We start from the raw sequence: 16,671 nt of genomic DNA, 5'->3' as shown, positions 1-16,671 counted from the left end.
GGGATTTCATGCAGCTAAATACTTTTTTACATCATCTCCATTTCTCTATCGATGAAATTATGCCGAATCATGAGGTGGACTGGAAAGACGCACCGCTTCCTTATAAATTATATCGAAATGTACCTACCATCCCGCTCTCCTTAGAAATCCCGTTATCTTTATCGAACTCTTCTACTACACCTACTCTAAATGAGATTGGTCACTACCTTTGGTATTCATTTGGTGTAACACAATTATGTCAGCTAAATAGCGAGAGAAATGTATTACGTAGATCCATTCCTTCAGGCGGTGCTTTATATCCGAATGAATTGTATATCTATTTAAAGATTGACGATTATCCAGACGGCATTTACCATTATGACGCCGCGCATCACCGGCTTATTTTACTTCGCGAAGGAAATTTCGATTCTTATTTAGCAGACGCACTCGGTAATCGCTGTAATATACAGGATTGTTTCGGTGCCGCATTCGTATCCACTATGTTTTGGAAAAACTTCTTTAAATACAATAACTTTTCATATCGCCTTCAAGGATTAGATAGCGGGGTTCTCATTGGACAATTACTTGAATGTGCCAAACAGTTCGGTTATACGAACGGCGTATACTTTCAATTTCTAGACCGTGCACTGAACCATTTACTCGGATTGTCAGAAGGTGAAGAAAGTGTGTATGCCGTTATTCCTTTAAGTACAGAGCCAGAAACTAATTGGTTTCACAATGATTACCATGAAAATAAAACAGTTACTTCTCATGAGTTGTTGCAACAAATTCCGCCGCTCGCACATGAACATTTCGTTCGCTCAAAACATGTAGATGAATATCCGATGATAACAAAAATAAATGAAGCTTCTATGATCGAATCGACAGCACACTTCCAAACACTAGCTCATGAAGAGCACTATCAATATCATGAGCATGCTGTACAACTGCCGAAAGTAGAGCGTTTATCTTATGATTTCTTGCAACTTTGCAGAAAACGGTATTCCCCTGATGCTGACTTTACTTTAACGAAATGGGATGCAGCCGAGCTCGCTACTTTACTACAAGAAGCGACCCTCTCCCTCCCTTATTCCAACGACCTTGATGGTAAGTATATAAATGAAAATGCGCGCGTCTCATTATATGGATGTTTCTATAATGTAAAAGATATAAAAAACGGCGCTTACACTTATAACAGTAAAACGCATTCCATACAACCACTTCGATATGGGGACCTTCGTTATCCTCTTCAATCTAGTATGACGATGGATAACGTAAACCTTTTTCAAGTATCACTTTGCCTACATGTAGTCGGAAAGAAAGATTATTATACAAATGCATTAGGCTATAGAGGGTACCGTATTCATCAAATGGAAGCAGGTATACTTGTTCATAAACTCGTTTTTGCAGCGACCGCGATGGGGATGGGCGGGCATCCGTTACTAAGTTTTGATACAAATTCATGTGATCAATTGTACGGTATTGATGCTGGGAATGAAACATCTCTTATTCAAGTTCCAGTTGGGGCATATCGGGCGCGGAATTGGTTAAAAGGGGCTTTGCATAGTTAAAAGCACGCCGATGGACGGCGTGCTTTTTTACTAGATTAACTTAAAAATACTCTTAATTTGTCTAGCAAATAACCAATTTTTCGTACCGTAGTTATCATTTAAACTATCTAAATTGATAGATTGTCCGTTAGCAAACTTTAATTCTAACGTAGTATTTTTGTCATTTGTTTTTAAGTTACTATTTGTAATGGCATCATACTTTAATTTTTCAATCTCAACATATTCGTCTTTTTCTTGTCCAATCACGACATGGTCTTGGAAGAAGAAAAATACTTCTACTTTTTTACCGAAACAAAATACATTTTTCGTATAAATTAATGTCGCGTTATCAAGTCCGACACATACTTCTTTCATTTCTTCCACAACGTGTCCAAAGTCTTCTTCATGTCTTGCATTTGATTCAGCAATCCATTCTTCGATTGTTTTCATGTTAATTGCCATACTGCGCCCCCTGGTTCGTTCATTGCTTCGTTTAAAAAATAAATACTATATGAAAATATAAGCGATACGTAATATGTTTTCAAGGGGAAACGGTATATTCAAAATAAAGTGAAACTTTATTTACTCCCTCATTGTAAAAAAAATAGCACTTTAAAAAGTGCTATTCTGCTCTCCTTGCCGCTTGCTGAATTGGATCCCAAACGCTGTTATATGGTGGGGCATAACTTAAGTCGACATCTTCTAAATCGTGAATGCTCATTTTATTGAAGAGTGCCATTGCGATTACATCAATCCGTTTATCTACACCTTCTTCTCCAATTACTTGTCCGCCTAATAATTGTTTCGTGTCAGAACGGTATAGTAATTTCAAGTAAAGTGGTTTTGCATTTGGATAATAGCCCGCCATATTAGTCGAATCTACTTTGACTGTTTTATACGGGATGTGTAGCCCTTTCGCTTCTTTTTCATTTAATCCTGTTCTTGCAAGCGTCAAATCCATAAATTTAATAATACCTGTACCTAACGTACCTTTAAAGGCTCTTCGTTTATCAAGCATATTCAGTCCAGCAAGTCGCCCTTGTTTATTGGCAGTCGTTCCGAGCGGGATATGATCATGAATTTCCTTTATAACGTGGTAATGTGTTGCGCAATCACCAGCTGCATATACGTCTTGCACATTCGTTTGCATATATGCATTTACTTCAATTGCCCCTTTATGATTCTTACGTATATTTGTCCCTTCAAGAAAATCAGTATTTGGCTTCACTCCTACCGACACTAAAACAAGATCTGCTTTATACGTACCTTTATCCGTTTCAATTGCTTCTACTCGTTCATTCCCTTTAAACGCTTTTACATTTTCATTCGTTAAAATTTCAATATGATGCTTATCTGCTTCTTTATGTATGTACTCTGCCATATCTGCATCGTAAATCGTACCGATATGATCATTTCGCTCAATCATTCTTACTTTCTTACCAAGTTCGACGAATGTTTCTGCCATCTCAAGTCCGATTGCGCCACCGCCAATAATCGTTACATCTTCAACTTTATTCGTTTCTAGCGTTTTTAATATGCGCTCAGCATCAGGAATTGTTTTTAAAAGATGAACGCCTTGTAATTCCCGTCCTTCCCATTCTGGCATAACAGGACGCACTCCAGTCGCAATTAATAATCGATCGTACGGAAATTCAAAGACATCTTTCGTCTTCGTATGCTCTGCGTACACCATTTTCTTTTCCGTATCTACTTTCGTTACTTCATGACGCACTTTTGCATCAATTCCATATTTCTCACGAAACGTCTTTACGTTACGCGCGATTAACTTTTCAGTTGAAGCGATAGCACCACTAATGACATACGGTAATCCACACTGAGCGTATGAATAAATTTCACCTTTTTCTAAAGTTACAACATTTGCATTTTCATCGTTTCTAACAATTTGCATCGCTGCACTCATACCAGCTGCATCTCCGCCAATAATGACATAGTTCACTTTACCACTCCTTCTTTTTTACATACTCTTTACGTTTTCCATATTTTATAGAAATAACACCTACTTCCATTGTAAAGAAAGAGAATTTTATCTTCAAATTTGTTGCACAAACTTATACGTGAATAGGTAACTGTCGTGTCTTATAAACAATATGTTTAATATGCTATAACAGTTACTATTGAAAGTAGGTGAAATATATGTGCGCCGGCCTTCTCGCCCAGCTTCCAGATGAACCGCAAGAACCAAAAGAACCGAAACCCGCCGTCTCACTTGACCAAGAATTTTCCATTAATGCAACAATATATAGCGCTCGTGCTTGGTTATCTAACGATGATACGTTTGCGCAAGATATTTGGAAAGCTACCCAATTCGCTTCAGCATCACATGCTGGCAAGTCCATCTTTCCAGTCGGTTCTGTTAAAATTATAAACTTCTCTGATGATACAATTACTGTTACTGCTTCACCAGAATCAGATCATGCGCTCAAAATAGTCGTACCACCCCATTCCGAGGCTGCTCTAACGTCTGGTCCTTTATCACATATACAAGCTAGTACATCAGGAGGATCAAGTAAAGTCACATTTCTCTTTCATATCTTTTTCTCAAGGGATCCTGGTCCAGCTAAATAACAATAGAAAAGGTACAGCAATATACACTGTACCTTTTTCAAGTGCCTATTCTCTTGATTTGATTAGTTCAATATTATAAGTTTCAATATCTGTTAACGTTCCTTTAAAATAAGGATTTTCTCTATACCAAGACTGTTTTGCAAAATACGCTTGCATATCTTTCGTTTGAAAAATATGTCCATGCCTTGCATATATTTCATTTCTAGCAATTTTCAACTGCTCTTTCGATAAATATGTTAAATCTGCACTCGTTAATTTTCGAATATCACTATCAGGAAAGATGAAACCATTATATACATGCCCAGTCGCGGGCGTTGGAGTAACATTATAAACAACTGTTTTTTCTGTACTTTTCTTTTGGAATGGAAGATTATAAGACGAAAGTGTCGTTATCGTCTCTACTTGTGTCGTTTCTCGTCCGCTTTCTCCATTTCGTTCTAAATAAATCGTCGCACTTCCATCAGTCGCTACAGGCCCCCATGTAATTTCTTCTCCTGCCAGCGCTGTAACCGGTTTTTGATTTACGTACAATGTTGCACCAGGCGCGTTCGTTTGAACTGTAATATATTGACCTTGCAACGTTAAATCTATCGTTACGTTATATTGGCTTTGTTTCATAAGTACAACCTTTTCCTCACGAGATAATTTTACATAGTCATTTTTATAATCTGATTGAAACACTTGATTTCCCGGAAGAAATGGCCCATATTGCTTCTCAAACTTTTTGTCATCTGTCTTATCAATTTCTTTTCCATTCATTTTTAACGATACGCCTTTTTCATTTGTAAGCAAAGTTGTATAGTACGTCTTCGCTTTCAATTTATATCGATCAAATATAAAGAAATACTTTCCGTCTTTCGTTAATGAAAAATCAACTCTTTCTATTCCGTCCCGTTGTTTTTCACCTTGTCTCAAATATCCTTTTAATTCATTTACGTAAGATGGATTTTCTTTTATATATGAAAATAGAGGCGTTAAACTCTCTCTCGTTATCATAACCGATGGATCATCTGCCGTAACGATCTCAGCTAATTTCTCTCCATCCCTCTCTTGTAAAATCGTAATCATCCGGTCTACTTGTGCCACCTGCGTATAATACGATGCTCCGTACAAATACAAGCCAATAATCACTATAACAAATAGTGCTAACAGTGTAATGCCAACTTTTGTACCGCCGCTCATGTTCTTCTTTACTACAGGACGTCCCCTCTTCGACCCGCAGTTTTGACAAAATTGCACACCATCTTCAAACTGAGCTCCGCACTTTGGACATACATTCATTCAGTCAACCACCTTTTCATTAGAAGCCAGTTATTCCCTTTGTTAAGGCTTGAATTATCGTACTAATGTAAGACCAAAGTACAATGAACGTTGCAATTCCCATTAAAACATTTGCAATAATAAGTGTGTAAACGAGATCTAATCCGCCATTGTCTAGCTTTAATACGGCTACAGTTATACTAATCCCTATATAAGTTGCAGCTACGGATAATAATATAGGTAAGAAAAAGATTAATAAGAAACTAAAAAGAAAAGAAAGGACTAATATGACAATAGTCGGCGTCGCTATCGTTCCCCATATACCAAATACTTCAAGAAACGAAAAAGACGATTTCATCATCTTACCACTTACAAAAATAATAAATCCGACAAATAAAGTTAAAATTAATAAAAAGAAAAAGACCGTTATAGATTCTCCAAAAAACGTGGGAGTAGATATATCTGGTGCAAATGTTCTCGTAACTGCTGATGCTGCACTCATCATTCTATAAAAAATACATGCTCCTAAAAAACAAATAAGAACAAGACTTACAATTCCATTTCGCACTTCAATAGCGCCGCTTTTCATAATCGCTGTGGGTGCTTGTAATGCATGTTTAAAAAATTGAAAATAGCCGCTCGCGAACCGCTTCGCTTGCTCTACCGTTTCATTTGGCCGAGCTTCCTTTGCTTGTGCCGCACGTACTTGTTCCGGCCCTTCTTCTTGGCCACTACTTGCCACTACTTCTTCCGTTAACGAATGTCCACAATTCCCGCAAAACTTTGCCTCCGCTGCATTTTCTGTATGACATGACGGACATTTCATTCTCTTATCCCTCCTTAAGCATATACCTTATAGGGTGTTACAAGTTCAATATATGACTTTGGACATAAAACATGACTACAAGAAAAAGATTCTGAAATCCTTCTTCCGAAAGAAAATATATGTGCTAGTAATCTTGAAAAAAAATGCTATTATGAAACAGAATAAATAATATTTTTAACAGATTGGATGACTGGCAATGGAATTGGTAAACTCAATTTTTCAAATACTCCTTACAAGCGTAATCCAATTATTATCTTTAATTGGCGTTATCATTGTAATTGGATTTCTATTAGGCTATTTAGAATCTCTCACACGGATGTATTGGTCGAGAGCTTTCGGAAGAAAAGGATTCCTATTAACGGCTTGGATTGGTGTTCCTATTCACGAACTTGGACATGCCATTATGTGCGTGCTGTTCCGTCATAAGATTGTAGCAACGCAGTTCTTCCCGACAGATACAAGTCAAGGGGCTTTAGGTTACGTACAACATCAATACAATCAAAAAAGTGTGTATCAACGGATTGGGAATTTCTTCATCGGCATTGGGCCTATTATTTCTGGTATTACTGCACTAATCCTTTTAATGCGCTATTTCGTACCAGAATCATATTTTTTATTTAATACAACTCTCGAAAAAACGATTGCTTCTACTTCTATTAATATAGAAATGATCCAAAACATGCTCTTGTCGACGTTTGTATTATTGAAAAGCTTATTTACAATCGGTAATTTATTGAATCCTTCCTTTTGGTTATTTTTATTTATCGCCATTTGCATTTCCGCACATATCGCTTTAAGTAAACCAGACATTAAAGGATCAATAGACGGGGTTATCGTCATGTTTATCGTTTTATTTTTATTCAACATAATAGCAGGACTGTTTCAATACGACAGTAATCAGCTAATTGGACAGGTTATGAAATATAATATGTATCTCATTGCGTTTTCTAGTGTGGCACTGCTGTTCTCTTGTCTTTCTACACTCGTTAGTTTTTCGTTTTATAAAATAAGAAGAGGGCGTTCTTTTTGAACGCCCTCTTCTTGTTAATTATTCCCCTTATAATCACAATGCTCAACAGGCACACGAGCATGCCCTTCTTCATCGGTACACCATGACTGTGATTGGAATGCCAGAAAGATACCAATCCATTCTTCTTCCTTCTCGAAGTGAATGAGTATTCCTCCGTCTTGCCATATGCCATTATCAGCTTTCCATTTCTCTACATTTCCTTGATTCATGTGAATATCATGTATACCGTTTCCTGGTTTGAAATGAAAATAGGAATCTGGTGTATTTTCTTCTGGTCCCCATCTTTCGCCAAATGCGTAAATAATTGCTTTTTCTTCTATCGCTCGTTTTATATAACGTTCTATTTTTTCATTTAAATCATTATCTGCTCCTGCTTTTTCGGGAGGTAAAGGAATCATTTGATTTGAGTCAAATAGATTTCCTCTTATATAATCTAAAGCTACTTTCGGTTCATTGTTTTTTATTTCTGTAAAACCGAATGGTAATGTCGGTAAAATATGAATCGCCTCTGACCGAATATTGTCGCTCGCAAAATATAAAACTTCTGACGGATAACTTTGCGACTTTACGTTAATTGCAATGCGATAATCTACTTCTGCTTCATCTTGTAAATGAACTTGATAATGAGGAGTTTTCCCTTTTCCCATCTTTGATTGTATAACTGTACCTTTTAATACACCGTAGTTTTTTAGGGGCATACATTTCATCTCCTATTCATTGAGTAGAAGCTATTCATATTTAAATCATTATCCATTCATAAAAAAAATCCTCCTATGTTAGGAGGATTTTTAATTTCTCAACATATACCAAACAATAACCTCTACCACTACAAGCAAAACCGCACCAAAAATCATTAACGTCGTCTTCTTTAATAGTTCATTTTCACGGTAAGGGATATTACATAAGTAAGCACCTAGTGTAATCCGTGATGGACAAGCGATTGTCGCTACTGATGATGCGGTGTTTTGAAGTGTTGTGACATATTGCCACGGGAGTGCTACGTTTTGTGCGGTTTGCATTTGTAGTTTTATAAACATTGCATTTGATCCTGCGTTACTACCTGTTAAAAATCCACCAATAGCGCCAATAAACGGCGCAACGAAAACGAAAAATGTTCCAAATGTATCACCAGCTGTCTTTGCGAGTAATGAATGCATGCCTGATGCACCCATTAGTTCTGAAATGGCGATAAACATTGTCGTCGTAATCGCAAAAGGAATCCATTGTTTGATCGTTTGTGAGAGTGATTGTTTAATAATATTAGACGGGATGCGGAAGAAAATAATAGTAAATAAGCAAGTCATACCGAGCCAAAATCCTGGTGAATATAGTAACTCTAGTTTGTAAGAGTATGATTTCAAATCAAGAACCGCATATGATCTGAACAAATCATGTAATGCTGGAACGAGGCGAGAAAGTAAAATACAAACTGTTAGAAATATATAAGGGCTAATAATTTTTATAATGGATACTTCTCTCTCCGTTGCAGCCGCATGCTCTGTTATAAGATTTTGCCCACTTTTTCCTTTTAATTTAATGATAAGAAAGCCAAAGGTAATCGTAACGATAGAACTTAATATCCCGGCTAGTTCAACACTTACGTATGCATTAGAAAGATAGATTCCGAGAGAAAATAATAGAAAGAATCCTACTCCTTCTTTCCACTTTTCTATAACCGCTTGCCAGCCGCCAACAACGTGTAAAGAAAGAATAACGAAGTAAGCAAACATCGGAATACTTAATAGCGCTGTATTTGTGCCAAGTGTTGTAAGAGGCATATTTATTAGCTGCGAACCGATAATCGTACCAGTTGCCATTGCGCCCCATGAACTAGCTAGTAAGCCGATGAATGAGAGTAGTACAGCTTGAAATGGTTTATATCCTAGTGAAAGAAAAATAGGTGCTGCAACCATGAAGCCGATACCGAATCCACTTACTGATTCAATAAGCGGGCAAATGCCAAAACACATAAGCAGCATTTGTAATAAGCGATCCTGAGTAACTTCTTCTAGAAAACATGCTACTTGATCGATGTACCCCATTTTGTTCATGAGGTGAAATAAAAAAATACCGAAAAATAAAACGTACCCGACAATAAAACAAATTAACCATCCTTTAATCGTTGCGTGTACAGTTTCACTTATCCCTAATTGAAACGTTGGCGAGAGTAAAACGATTCCAACAGACACAGCATAAGAAATTAACGAGGACCTTAATGACGTTTGTTTAAATAAAAATAAACAAATGAAAATCATCATAATTGGGATAAGTGCCAACAATATGGCCATGTTATCATCTCATTTCGTTTAAAATACAATTTTTAACTATTATATAACAGATGCTATAATTTTCAATTGTTTTTAAAACAGATTCAAAAAAGGAACCAAACGGCTCCTTTTCATTCACTCCCATTTTCTATTATCCTGAAAAACTGTCTGCTTTCCGACTATTTCTTTCAACACAACAAACACAATGTAAGTACATATTGCTTGCAATATAATATTCCAAAATTTCATTAATGTAAATGAATGAATCCGTAGAAATAATTCGTTTAATAATACAATCGAAACGATACTAAATAATTCTATACTAATCGAAAATAGACATATTTCTAAAATAGACTGTTCTTGAATGCGATTTAAGTTGGAAAAGATGAATACATACCCTAAAAATAGAGCCATTAACTCTATTTTCGTCATGCTAATGAGCCAAGCGTATAGCGGTACAGTTAAAAATAGATATAGTAATTTACGTCTTAGCATGCCTTCTCCCCCTCTGAATTATATGTATTTTCTGTATATTTTAACACTTATTACGCAAAACAAAAAGAAGAGACTATGCCTCTTCTTTTTGTTTTGTTGCATATATTAATTCACATATTTCTTCTCGCTTTTCATTTTCTAAAAGCTCAATGACCTTACTTCCAACGACAACTCCGTCGCATATTGTAACCATTTCTTCTACATGTTCTTTTGTTGAGATGCCGAATCCAGCGACTACTGGTAAGTTGACGTGTGATTTTACTTTTTCTAAGTAACTATGAATCTCCTCTTTAAAGTTTTGACGTACTCCCGTTACGCCCGCTACTGTAACAGCATAAACGAACCCTTCTGATTCACTCGTAATTTTTTCAATTCTTTCAATAGGACTCGTTACGGTAACCAGTGGGATGAGCGCAATGTTTACCTCTCGAAGTAACGGCGCAATAATATTTTGTTCTTCATACGGTAAGTCTGGAACGATGATGCCGTCTACACCTGCTTCTATACAGTTCTCAATGAATCTCTCTTTTCCGAATGCAAGTACCGGATTTAAATATGTCATAAGAACAAAAGGTATTTGTACTTCTTTCCTTACCTCTGCTAACGCTTGAAAAATGCCTTTTAATGTTACGCCGCTATCTAGCGCTCGTTTCCCTGCTCTTTGAATCGTTGGGCCATCTGCAACTGGATCTGAAAACGGAATACCAATTTCAACGATGCTTGCTCCTGCTTCATCAAGAAAACGAATTCTTTCTTTTAATTTTTCAAGGCCACCATCTCCGCCCATTACGTACGGAATAAATGCTTTCTTGCCATTTTCAAACGCTGCTTTAATTTTTTCTACTCCCATTTTTTACACCTCTTCCATATAACGTTTTATACTCTCTACATCTTTATCACCGCGGCCAGATAAACAAATGACAAGCCCTTCATCTTTCTTCATTTGCGGCGCTAATTTTAATGCGTATGCGACAGCATGCGAGCTTTCTAACGCCGGGATAATGCCTTCTTTTTTCGTTAATAATTGAAATGCTTCTAATGCTTCTTCGTCTGTTATCGAATGATAGGAAACGCGGCCAATATCTTTTAGCAAGCTATGTTCTGGACCAACACCTGGATAATCAAGTCCTGCTGAAATAGAGTGTGCTTCTTGAATTTGTCCTTCTTCGTTTTGCAGAAGATACATCATTGATCCGTGGAGAACGCCAACGCTTCCTTTCGTTAAAGTTGCTGCATGCTTTTCTGTATGAACGCCTTTTCCAGCTGCTTCTACGCCGTAAAGAGCAACTTCTTCATCGTGTACGAACGGATAAAACATCCCCATCGCATTACTACCACCGCCAATACAAGCAACGACTGCTTCTGGTAACTTTCCTTCTAACGCCTCATATTGTTTTTTCGTTTCATTTCCAATTACACTTTGGAAATCACGGACAATTTGCGGGAATGGATGTGGTCCGAGAACAGATCCCATAATGTAGTGCGTATCATGCACATGTGAAACCCAGTAACGAAGCGCCTCGTTTACCGCATCTTTTAATGTACCGCTACCTGCCGCTACACTTTCTACTTTCGCTCCGAGTAATTCCATTCGGAACACATTTAATTTTTGACGTCTTACATCTTCTTCTCCCATAAAAATGACGCATTCTAATCCGAGAAGAGCACATACAGTAGCTGTTGCAACTCCGTGTTGTCCAGCTCCTGTTTCAGCGACAACTTTTTTCTTGCCCATTCGCACTGCAAGTAGTGCCTGACCGATTGTATTGTTAATTTTATGAGCTCCTGTATGATTCAAATCTTCACGTTTTAAATAAATCTTTGCACCACCGCAATACTTCGTCATATTTTCAGCATAATATAGCGGTGTTTCTCTTCCGACGTACGTTTTTAAATAATGATTTAATTCCTTTTGAAATGCTTCATCTTGCATCGCTTCTTTATATGCTTCTTCTAGTTCTAGTACAGATTGCATTAACGTTTCTGGAACATATCGTCCTCCGTATATACCGTAATGTCCTTTTTCATCTGGATATGCGTAGTTCATTTGGAACACTCCTTCGCTTTTATAATAAATTGTTTTATTTTCTCTACATCTTTCTTTCCTTCTGTCTCTACTCCACTGCTCACATCGACCATGTATGGCCGAACAGTTCGAATTGCTTCTTCTATATTAAGAGCGTTTAATCCACCAGCTAATATCATTTTCTTTCGCAATTCTTTTGGCATATGCCCAAGTAGTTCCCATGAAAATGTCTTTCCATTTCCTCCATGAAACTTTTCTTTCGGGCTATCAAATAATATATAATCCGTTTCATACCTTTGAGCGTTTTCCATATCACTCTCTGAAGTTACTCCCAGCGATTTTATAGACGGAATATTCAATCTTCTAATTTGATAATTGTCTTCATCCCCATGTAGTTGTACATGTGTTAACCCGCACTCATCTGCAATTTTCTGGATCACTTCTACTGATTCATTTACGAAAACACCGATTTTTAACACGTTGGCTGGAAGCTCCTGAATGATTTCTTTCGCTCTCTTTGGAGTGATTTTCCGTTTACTTTCTGCAAAAACAAATCCGAGTGCATCTGCTCCGTATTCACACACACTTTTCGCTGTTTCCACATCAGTGATGCCGCAAATTTTCACTTTCATATATTCACCTTACAATCTTCAAAAAAACTACTAATAGAAGATGATGTCATAAGCGCCTCTCCAACTAATACACCTTTGGCTCCAGCTCTTTTAACACGAATAATATCCTCTTTTGAATGAATGCCACTTTCACTAATCCAAAGTAGTTTCTCCTCATTCAATCTTTTTCCAAGCTTTTCAGTTTGGCTTAAATCTACTTCGAACGTTTTTAAATTACGATTATTAATGCCAATAACGTGCGGATTTAATACAATCGCAGTTTCTAATTCCTGTTCATCATGAACTTCAACAATCGCTTCCAATCCTTTTTCTAACACGTAGCTATACAACTCTTTTAACTTCTCTTTCGTTAACGCTGCTACGATTAGTAAAATAATATCTGCTCCCGCTTCATACGCTCTATCGATTTGAGTCTTATCGATTATGAAATCTTTACATAAAAGCGGAATGTTACTTTCTTCTCTTGCTGTTTGTAAATCGTGAAACGATCCTTTAAAAAATTGACCATCTGTTAAAACAGATACTGCTCCTGCACCACATTTCTCATATGTTCCCACTTGTTTTCGTACGTCAACGTGTAAATTGATATCTCCTTTTGATGGTGATGCTCGCTTTACTTCTGCAATGACAGTAAACTGCTGTAACGCTTCTACAAGTGAATGTGTCTTTCTTTTTGTTTTTACTGGTGTATATATTTCATATAACTCCGCAACTTCCTTTTTCTTCTGTTCTACAATTTTATCTAAAATCGTCCCCACTTTAGTTCACCCTTTCTAATTTTTCGTTGCTTGCTACAATTAATAAGTTTAATTTGGCTAATGCTTTTCCAGAGTCAATGCTATGTGCCGCGAGTTTAATTCCTTCTTCAATCGTTTCCGTTTTTCCATTTGCGAAAAGAGCTAGACCTGCATTTAATAAAACTGTATCGCGATAAACACTCTTTTCTCCTCTCAATACTTCAAGCGTAATCTTTGCATTTTCTTTTGAATTCCCCCCTCTAATTTCTTCATTTTTCACTCTTGAAAAACCATACTTTTCTGGATCAATACTCATTTCCACTATTTCATTATCTTTTAAAAGGACTACGTGATTTTCCCCTTGTAATGATGCTTCATCTAAAAAACCACTTCCATTTACGACAAGCGCTTGTTTCCGGCCTAACTTTTGTAATACTTGCGCAACTGGTAATAACATATCTCGTTTATAAATACCGACAAATTGTGTTTCTAAATTTACCGGATTTGTTAAAGGACCAATTAAATTAAAGATCGTCGGCACGTTTAACTCTTTTCTTATTTTCATAATGCGCCTTAGTGCTGGATGCATCGCTGGTGCAAATAAAAATGCAATGCCCACATGCTCTAGTAAATAATCAATTTCGTTTGGCGTACTACTAATATTTACACCCAGTTCTTCTAATAAGTCTGCACTTCCTGTTTTACTAGAAACAGCACGATTACCATGTTTTGCAACCTTTACACCTGCTCCTGCCAGTACGAATGCTGATGTTGTGCTAATATTAAACGTTTGAGCACCGTCACCACCCGTCCCGCAATTGTCCATTGCTCCTTGTATATGGTTCGAAAACGGCAATGCCTTTTCGCGAAGAGCTCGAACGAGACCGTATATTTCTTCTGCCGTTTCACCTTTCGCTTTCAGTAAGACTAAGAAAGCTGCAATTTCACTTTCTAATATGTTTTCACTTAATAAAAGTAGTCCTGCTTTATACATTTCCTCTTCTGTTAAATGTTGACCCTCCACTAATTTACGAAGATAGTTATTCATACTCTTTCCTCCCCTTTTACTTCTGTTAAAAAGGCAAGTATTAACTTTCCGCCTTCTTCTGTTGCGATTGATTCCGGATGAAACTGTAATCCGAAGAGCGGATAATAATTGTGACGAACTGCCATAATTTCTCCATCGTCCATCGCTGTCGCTAGTATGTCAAAACACTCTGGCAAGCTTGTTTGCTCTGCAACAAGAGAATGATAGCGCATTGCTGTTAGCGGCTGCATCACATATGAAAAGATTGACGTTCCGTTATGTTTCACACGCGATGTTTTTCCGTGTCTAATACGTTCTGCTCTAACAATGTCTCCTCCAAATGCAGCTATGATCGCTTGGTGGCCAAGACAAATCCCTAATATGGGAACGTTCTTATAAAAATGACGGATGACGTCGATACAAATGCCAGCACCCTCTGGTTTTCCTGGTCCTGGTGAAAGTACAATTCCTCTTGGATTCATCTCTTCTAACTGTTCTATCGTTATTTCATCATTTCTTACAACTACAATTTCTTCTTCATGTTCGCCTAACAGTTGGTACAAGTTATATGTGAACGAATCGTAATTATCGATAAGTACAATCATTTCATTACCTCCAAAAGCGCTCTCGCTTTATTTAACGTTTCTTCATATTCAGCTACTGGGTCTGAATCATAAACAATTCCCGCTCCTGCCTGAACATATGCTTTTTCATCCTTTACGACCATCGTTCGAATAGCGAGCGCCATATCAAGATTTCCTGAAAAACTAACGTATCCAACTGCACCCGCGTATACATTTCTTTTTTCATTCTCTAGCTCATTTATAATTTCCATCGCTCTAATTTTCGGAGCCCCAGAAACCGTTCCTGCTGGTAGGCAATACGCTAATGCATCAAATCCGCTAATTTGTTTTCGCAATGTTCCGTAAACTTCAGATACAATGTGCATAACGTGAGAGTATTTTTCTACTTTCATATATTTATCTATCGTAACCGAGCCGATTTCGCTCACTCTACCAATATCGTTTCGCCCAAGATCTACAAGCATCATATGCTCTGCTCGCTCTTTCTCATTGTCTAACAGTTCTTTTGCGATTTCCTCATCTTCCCTCTTCGTTTTCCCTCTCGGTCTTGTACCAGCAATTGGATTCGTCATTACTTTATCCTCCCTTACTGATAGCAAACTTTCCGGCGAAGAACCGAGTACAACATAATCTTGAAAATCGATATAGAACATATATGGTGATGGATTTGCAATTCGAAGTTTTCGGTATAACGCGAATGGATCACCAATACATTCACTTTGTAAACGCTGTGACAGTACGACTTGGAATATGTCTCCGGCTCTTATATGTTCTTTCGCCATTTCTACCATCCTACAAAACTCTTTTTCCGTTATAGAAGAAGTGAATGATAATGTGGATTGTATTGCATTTACTTCAGTTTCTTCTCCTTGTAGCACTTCCTCTTTGTATACTCGTAGCCTTTCGTATACTTCCTCATAATCTGCTGAATCATCTTCCCTGCATACATATACAAACGACAACTTTTGGCGTAAATGATCGTAAACGATAAACTCACGATATAGTAAGAGGTGTACTTCCGGAATATTTAATGGGTCGTGTAAATCCGCTCCAATGTTTTCATACTGCCGAATGACATCATATCCAATATAACCAACTGCTCCTCCGCAAAATGGAAATGGACTGTCTACTTGTGATGGTGCAATTACTTCTTCTAACACTTGTAGTACGTTACCTTGTAACTTTTCTGCCCGGCCGAAAATCGTTCGTTCCACTTCCGTACCCACGCTTTTCACTTCTCCATAAGGATTACATCCTAAGTAAGAATAACGCCCTTTATCTTGATGAAGCTGTGAACTTTCTAATAAGAATTTCTTCTTCCCTTTCATACGTCTATATAAAGAAATTGGCGTAATGCTATCTCCTTCTTCTTCATCGATTACTAAAAATGTCTTTCTCTCTCTTTTTTGTTTTATAAATTCTTCTTTCGTCATCATGTCCTTCACCTCGCTCTGAAAAATAAAAAAGTCCTCTACATATCGAAAATATGTAGAGGACGATAAATATACCGCGGTACCACCTCGTGTTGGATGCAAAAGCATCCCGCTTTGTTCAGGTACAAAATTTATACCTTATCCTTGTAACGGCGGAACCCGGGTTGCCTACTGAATATAATTGTTCAGCATACCTCTCGTAAGCCCATTCCGTATATGGCACCGTACCGGGCTCCCAC

17 protein-coding genes and 1 other annotated feature (1 of these 18 cut by a window edge) are annotated in these 16,671 nt (G+C 37.4%); of the genes, 3 read left to right on the top strand and 14 right to left on the bottom strand.

Annotated elements, in window-relative coordinates; all coding sequences use genetic code 11:
* Positions 1–8 precede the first annotated feature (8 nt).
* Entirely contained in the window at positions 9–1,550 is a 1,542-nt protein-coding gene (locus C3Y97_RS06325; RefSeq protein ID WP_001176760.1) for a SagB family peptide dehydrogenase, read from the top strand.
* 30 nt (positions 1,551–1,580) lie between these two features.
* Here the strand turns inward: C3Y97_RS06325 and C3Y97_RS06320 are convergent, their stop codons facing one another.
* Together C3Y97_RS06320 and C3Y97_RS06315 are read right to left on the bottom strand one after the other, a co-directional pair.
* Positions 1,581–1,991 carry a DUF3908 family protein gene (locus C3Y97_RS06320; protein ID WP_000996782.1) on the bottom strand — a complete coding sequence of 137 codons (411 nt, stop codon included), beginning with the start codon at positions 1,989–1,991 and terminating at the stop codon, positions 1,581–1,583.
* A 160-nt stretch (positions 1,992–2,151) separates the two neighbouring features.
* The gene (locus C3Y97_RS06315; RefSeq protein WP_001110229.1) at positions 2,152–3,486 is read right to left on the bottom strand and encodes a CoA-disulfide reductase; all 1,335 of its coding nucleotides are present in this window, start codon (positions 3,484–3,486) and stop codon (positions 2,152–2,154) included.
* A gap of 197 nt (positions 3,487–3,683) precedes the next feature.
* Here C3Y97_RS06315 and C3Y97_RS06310 point away from each other — a divergent pair, with 197 nt between their 5' ends.
* Positions 3,684–4,115 (top strand): hypothetical protein, encoded by a 432-nt coding sequence (locus C3Y97_RS06310; protein ID WP_000332407.1) that lies wholly within the window; start codon positions 3,684–3,686, stop codon positions 4,113–4,115.
* Between the two features lie 45 nt (positions 4,116–4,160).
* Here C3Y97_RS06310 and C3Y97_RS06305 read toward each other — a convergent pair whose 3' ends face one another.
* The gene (locus tag C3Y97_RS06305) at positions 4,161–5,396 is read right to left on the bottom strand and encodes a TcaA 3rd/4th domain-containing protein (RefSeq protein ID WP_063220253.1); all 1,236 of its coding nucleotides are present in this window, start codon (positions 5,394–5,396) and stop codon (positions 4,161–4,163) included.
* Between the two features lie 19 nt (positions 5,397–5,415).
* Entirely contained in the window at positions 5,416–6,201 is a 786-nt protein-coding gene (locus tag C3Y97_RS06300; protein ID WP_050279596.1) for a zinc ribbon domain-containing protein, read from the bottom strand.
* Positions 6,202–6,397: 196 nt separating this feature from the next.
* On the opposite strand from C3Y97_RS06300, the gene C3Y97_RS06295 reads away from it, so the two are divergent.
* Entirely contained in the window at positions 6,398–7,231 is an 834-nt protein-coding gene (locus tag C3Y97_RS06295; RefSeq protein ID WP_048538162.1) for a hypothetical protein, read from the top strand.
* A 14-nt stretch (positions 7,232–7,245) separates the two neighbouring features.
* Here the strand turns inward: C3Y97_RS06295 and C3Y97_RS06290 are convergent, their stop codons facing one another.
* The 10 genes from C3Y97_RS06290 to trpE form a co-directional block, all read right to left on the bottom strand.
* The gene (locus tag C3Y97_RS06290) at positions 7,246–7,929 is read right to left on the bottom strand and encodes a DUF2278 family protein (protein WP_100654929.1); all 684 of its coding nucleotides are present in this window, start codon (positions 7,927–7,929) and stop codon (positions 7,246–7,248) included.
* Positions 7,930–8,019: 90 nt separating this feature from the next.
* Positions 8,020–9,519: an L-lactate permease gene (locus C3Y97_RS06285; RefSeq protein ID WP_000996251.1), complete on the bottom strand. Its 1,500-nt coding sequence runs from the start codon at positions 9,517–9,519 to the stop codon at positions 8,020–8,022.
* Positions 9,520–9,633: 114 nt separating this feature from the next.
* Positions 9,634–9,993 (bottom strand): DUF4029 domain-containing protein, encoded by a 360-nt coding sequence (locus C3Y97_RS06280; protein WP_000946131.1) that lies wholly within the window; start codon positions 9,991–9,993, stop codon positions 9,634–9,636.
* 73 nt (positions 9,994–10,066) lie between these two features.
* Entirely contained in the window at positions 10,067–10,843 is a 777-nt protein-coding gene (trpA, locus tag C3Y97_RS06275) for a tryptophan synthase subunit alpha (protein ID WP_000537823.1), read from the bottom strand.
* A 3-nt stretch (positions 10,844–10,846) separates the two neighbouring features.
* A complete protein-coding gene (trpB, locus tag C3Y97_RS06270) occupies positions 10,847–12,040 on the bottom strand; it encodes a tryptophan synthase subunit beta (protein WP_016124290.1) in 1,194 nt (397 codons plus the stop codon).
* Positions 12,037–12,651, bottom strand: coding sequence for a phosphoribosylanthranilate isomerase (locus C3Y97_RS06265; protein WP_060852300.1), 615 nt, complete (start codon positions 12,649–12,651; stop codon positions 12,037–12,039). Before C3Y97_RS06265 ends, trpB begins: the two co-directional genes overlap by 4 nt.
* Positions 12,648–13,409, bottom strand: a complete 762-nt coding sequence (trpC, locus tag C3Y97_RS06260) for an indole-3-glycerol phosphate synthase TrpC (RefSeq protein ID WP_127063869.1) — start codon at positions 13,407–13,409, stop codon at positions 12,648–12,650. The genes C3Y97_RS06265 and trpC overlap by 4 nt, the downstream gene beginning before the upstream one ends.
* 1 nt (position 13,410) lies before the next feature.
* Positions 13,411–14,436, bottom strand: a complete 1,026-nt coding sequence (gene trpD / locus C3Y97_RS06255) for an anthranilate phosphoribosyltransferase (protein WP_060852301.1) — start codon at positions 14,434–14,436, stop codon at positions 13,411–13,413.
* Positions 14,433–15,020 (bottom strand): aminodeoxychorismate/anthranilate synthase component II, encoded by a 588-nt coding sequence (locus tag C3Y97_RS06250; protein WP_060852302.1) that lies wholly within the window; start codon positions 15,018–15,020, stop codon positions 14,433–14,435. Before C3Y97_RS06250 ends, trpD begins: the two co-directional genes overlap by 4 nt.
* Positions 15,017–16,435: an anthranilate synthase component I gene (gene trpE / locus C3Y97_RS06245; RefSeq protein WP_136363200.1), complete on the bottom strand. Its 1,419-nt coding sequence runs from the start codon at positions 16,433–16,435 to the stop codon at positions 15,017–15,019. Before trpE ends, C3Y97_RS06250 begins: the two co-directional genes overlap by 4 nt.
* Positions 16,436–16,487: 52 nt before the next feature.
* Positions 16,488–16,671 (bottom strand) — a binding site (T-box leader); it runs 61 nt beyond the window's last position.

This window comes from Bacillus sp. DU-106 (assembly GCF_004799705.1).
GTDB classification, from domain to species: Bacteria; Bacillota; Bacilli; order Bacillales; family Bacillaceae_G; genus Bacillus_A; species Bacillus_A cereus.
Note: the sequence above shows the minus strand (reverse complement) of the source record. Positions and strands in the feature narration are given on the sequence as shown.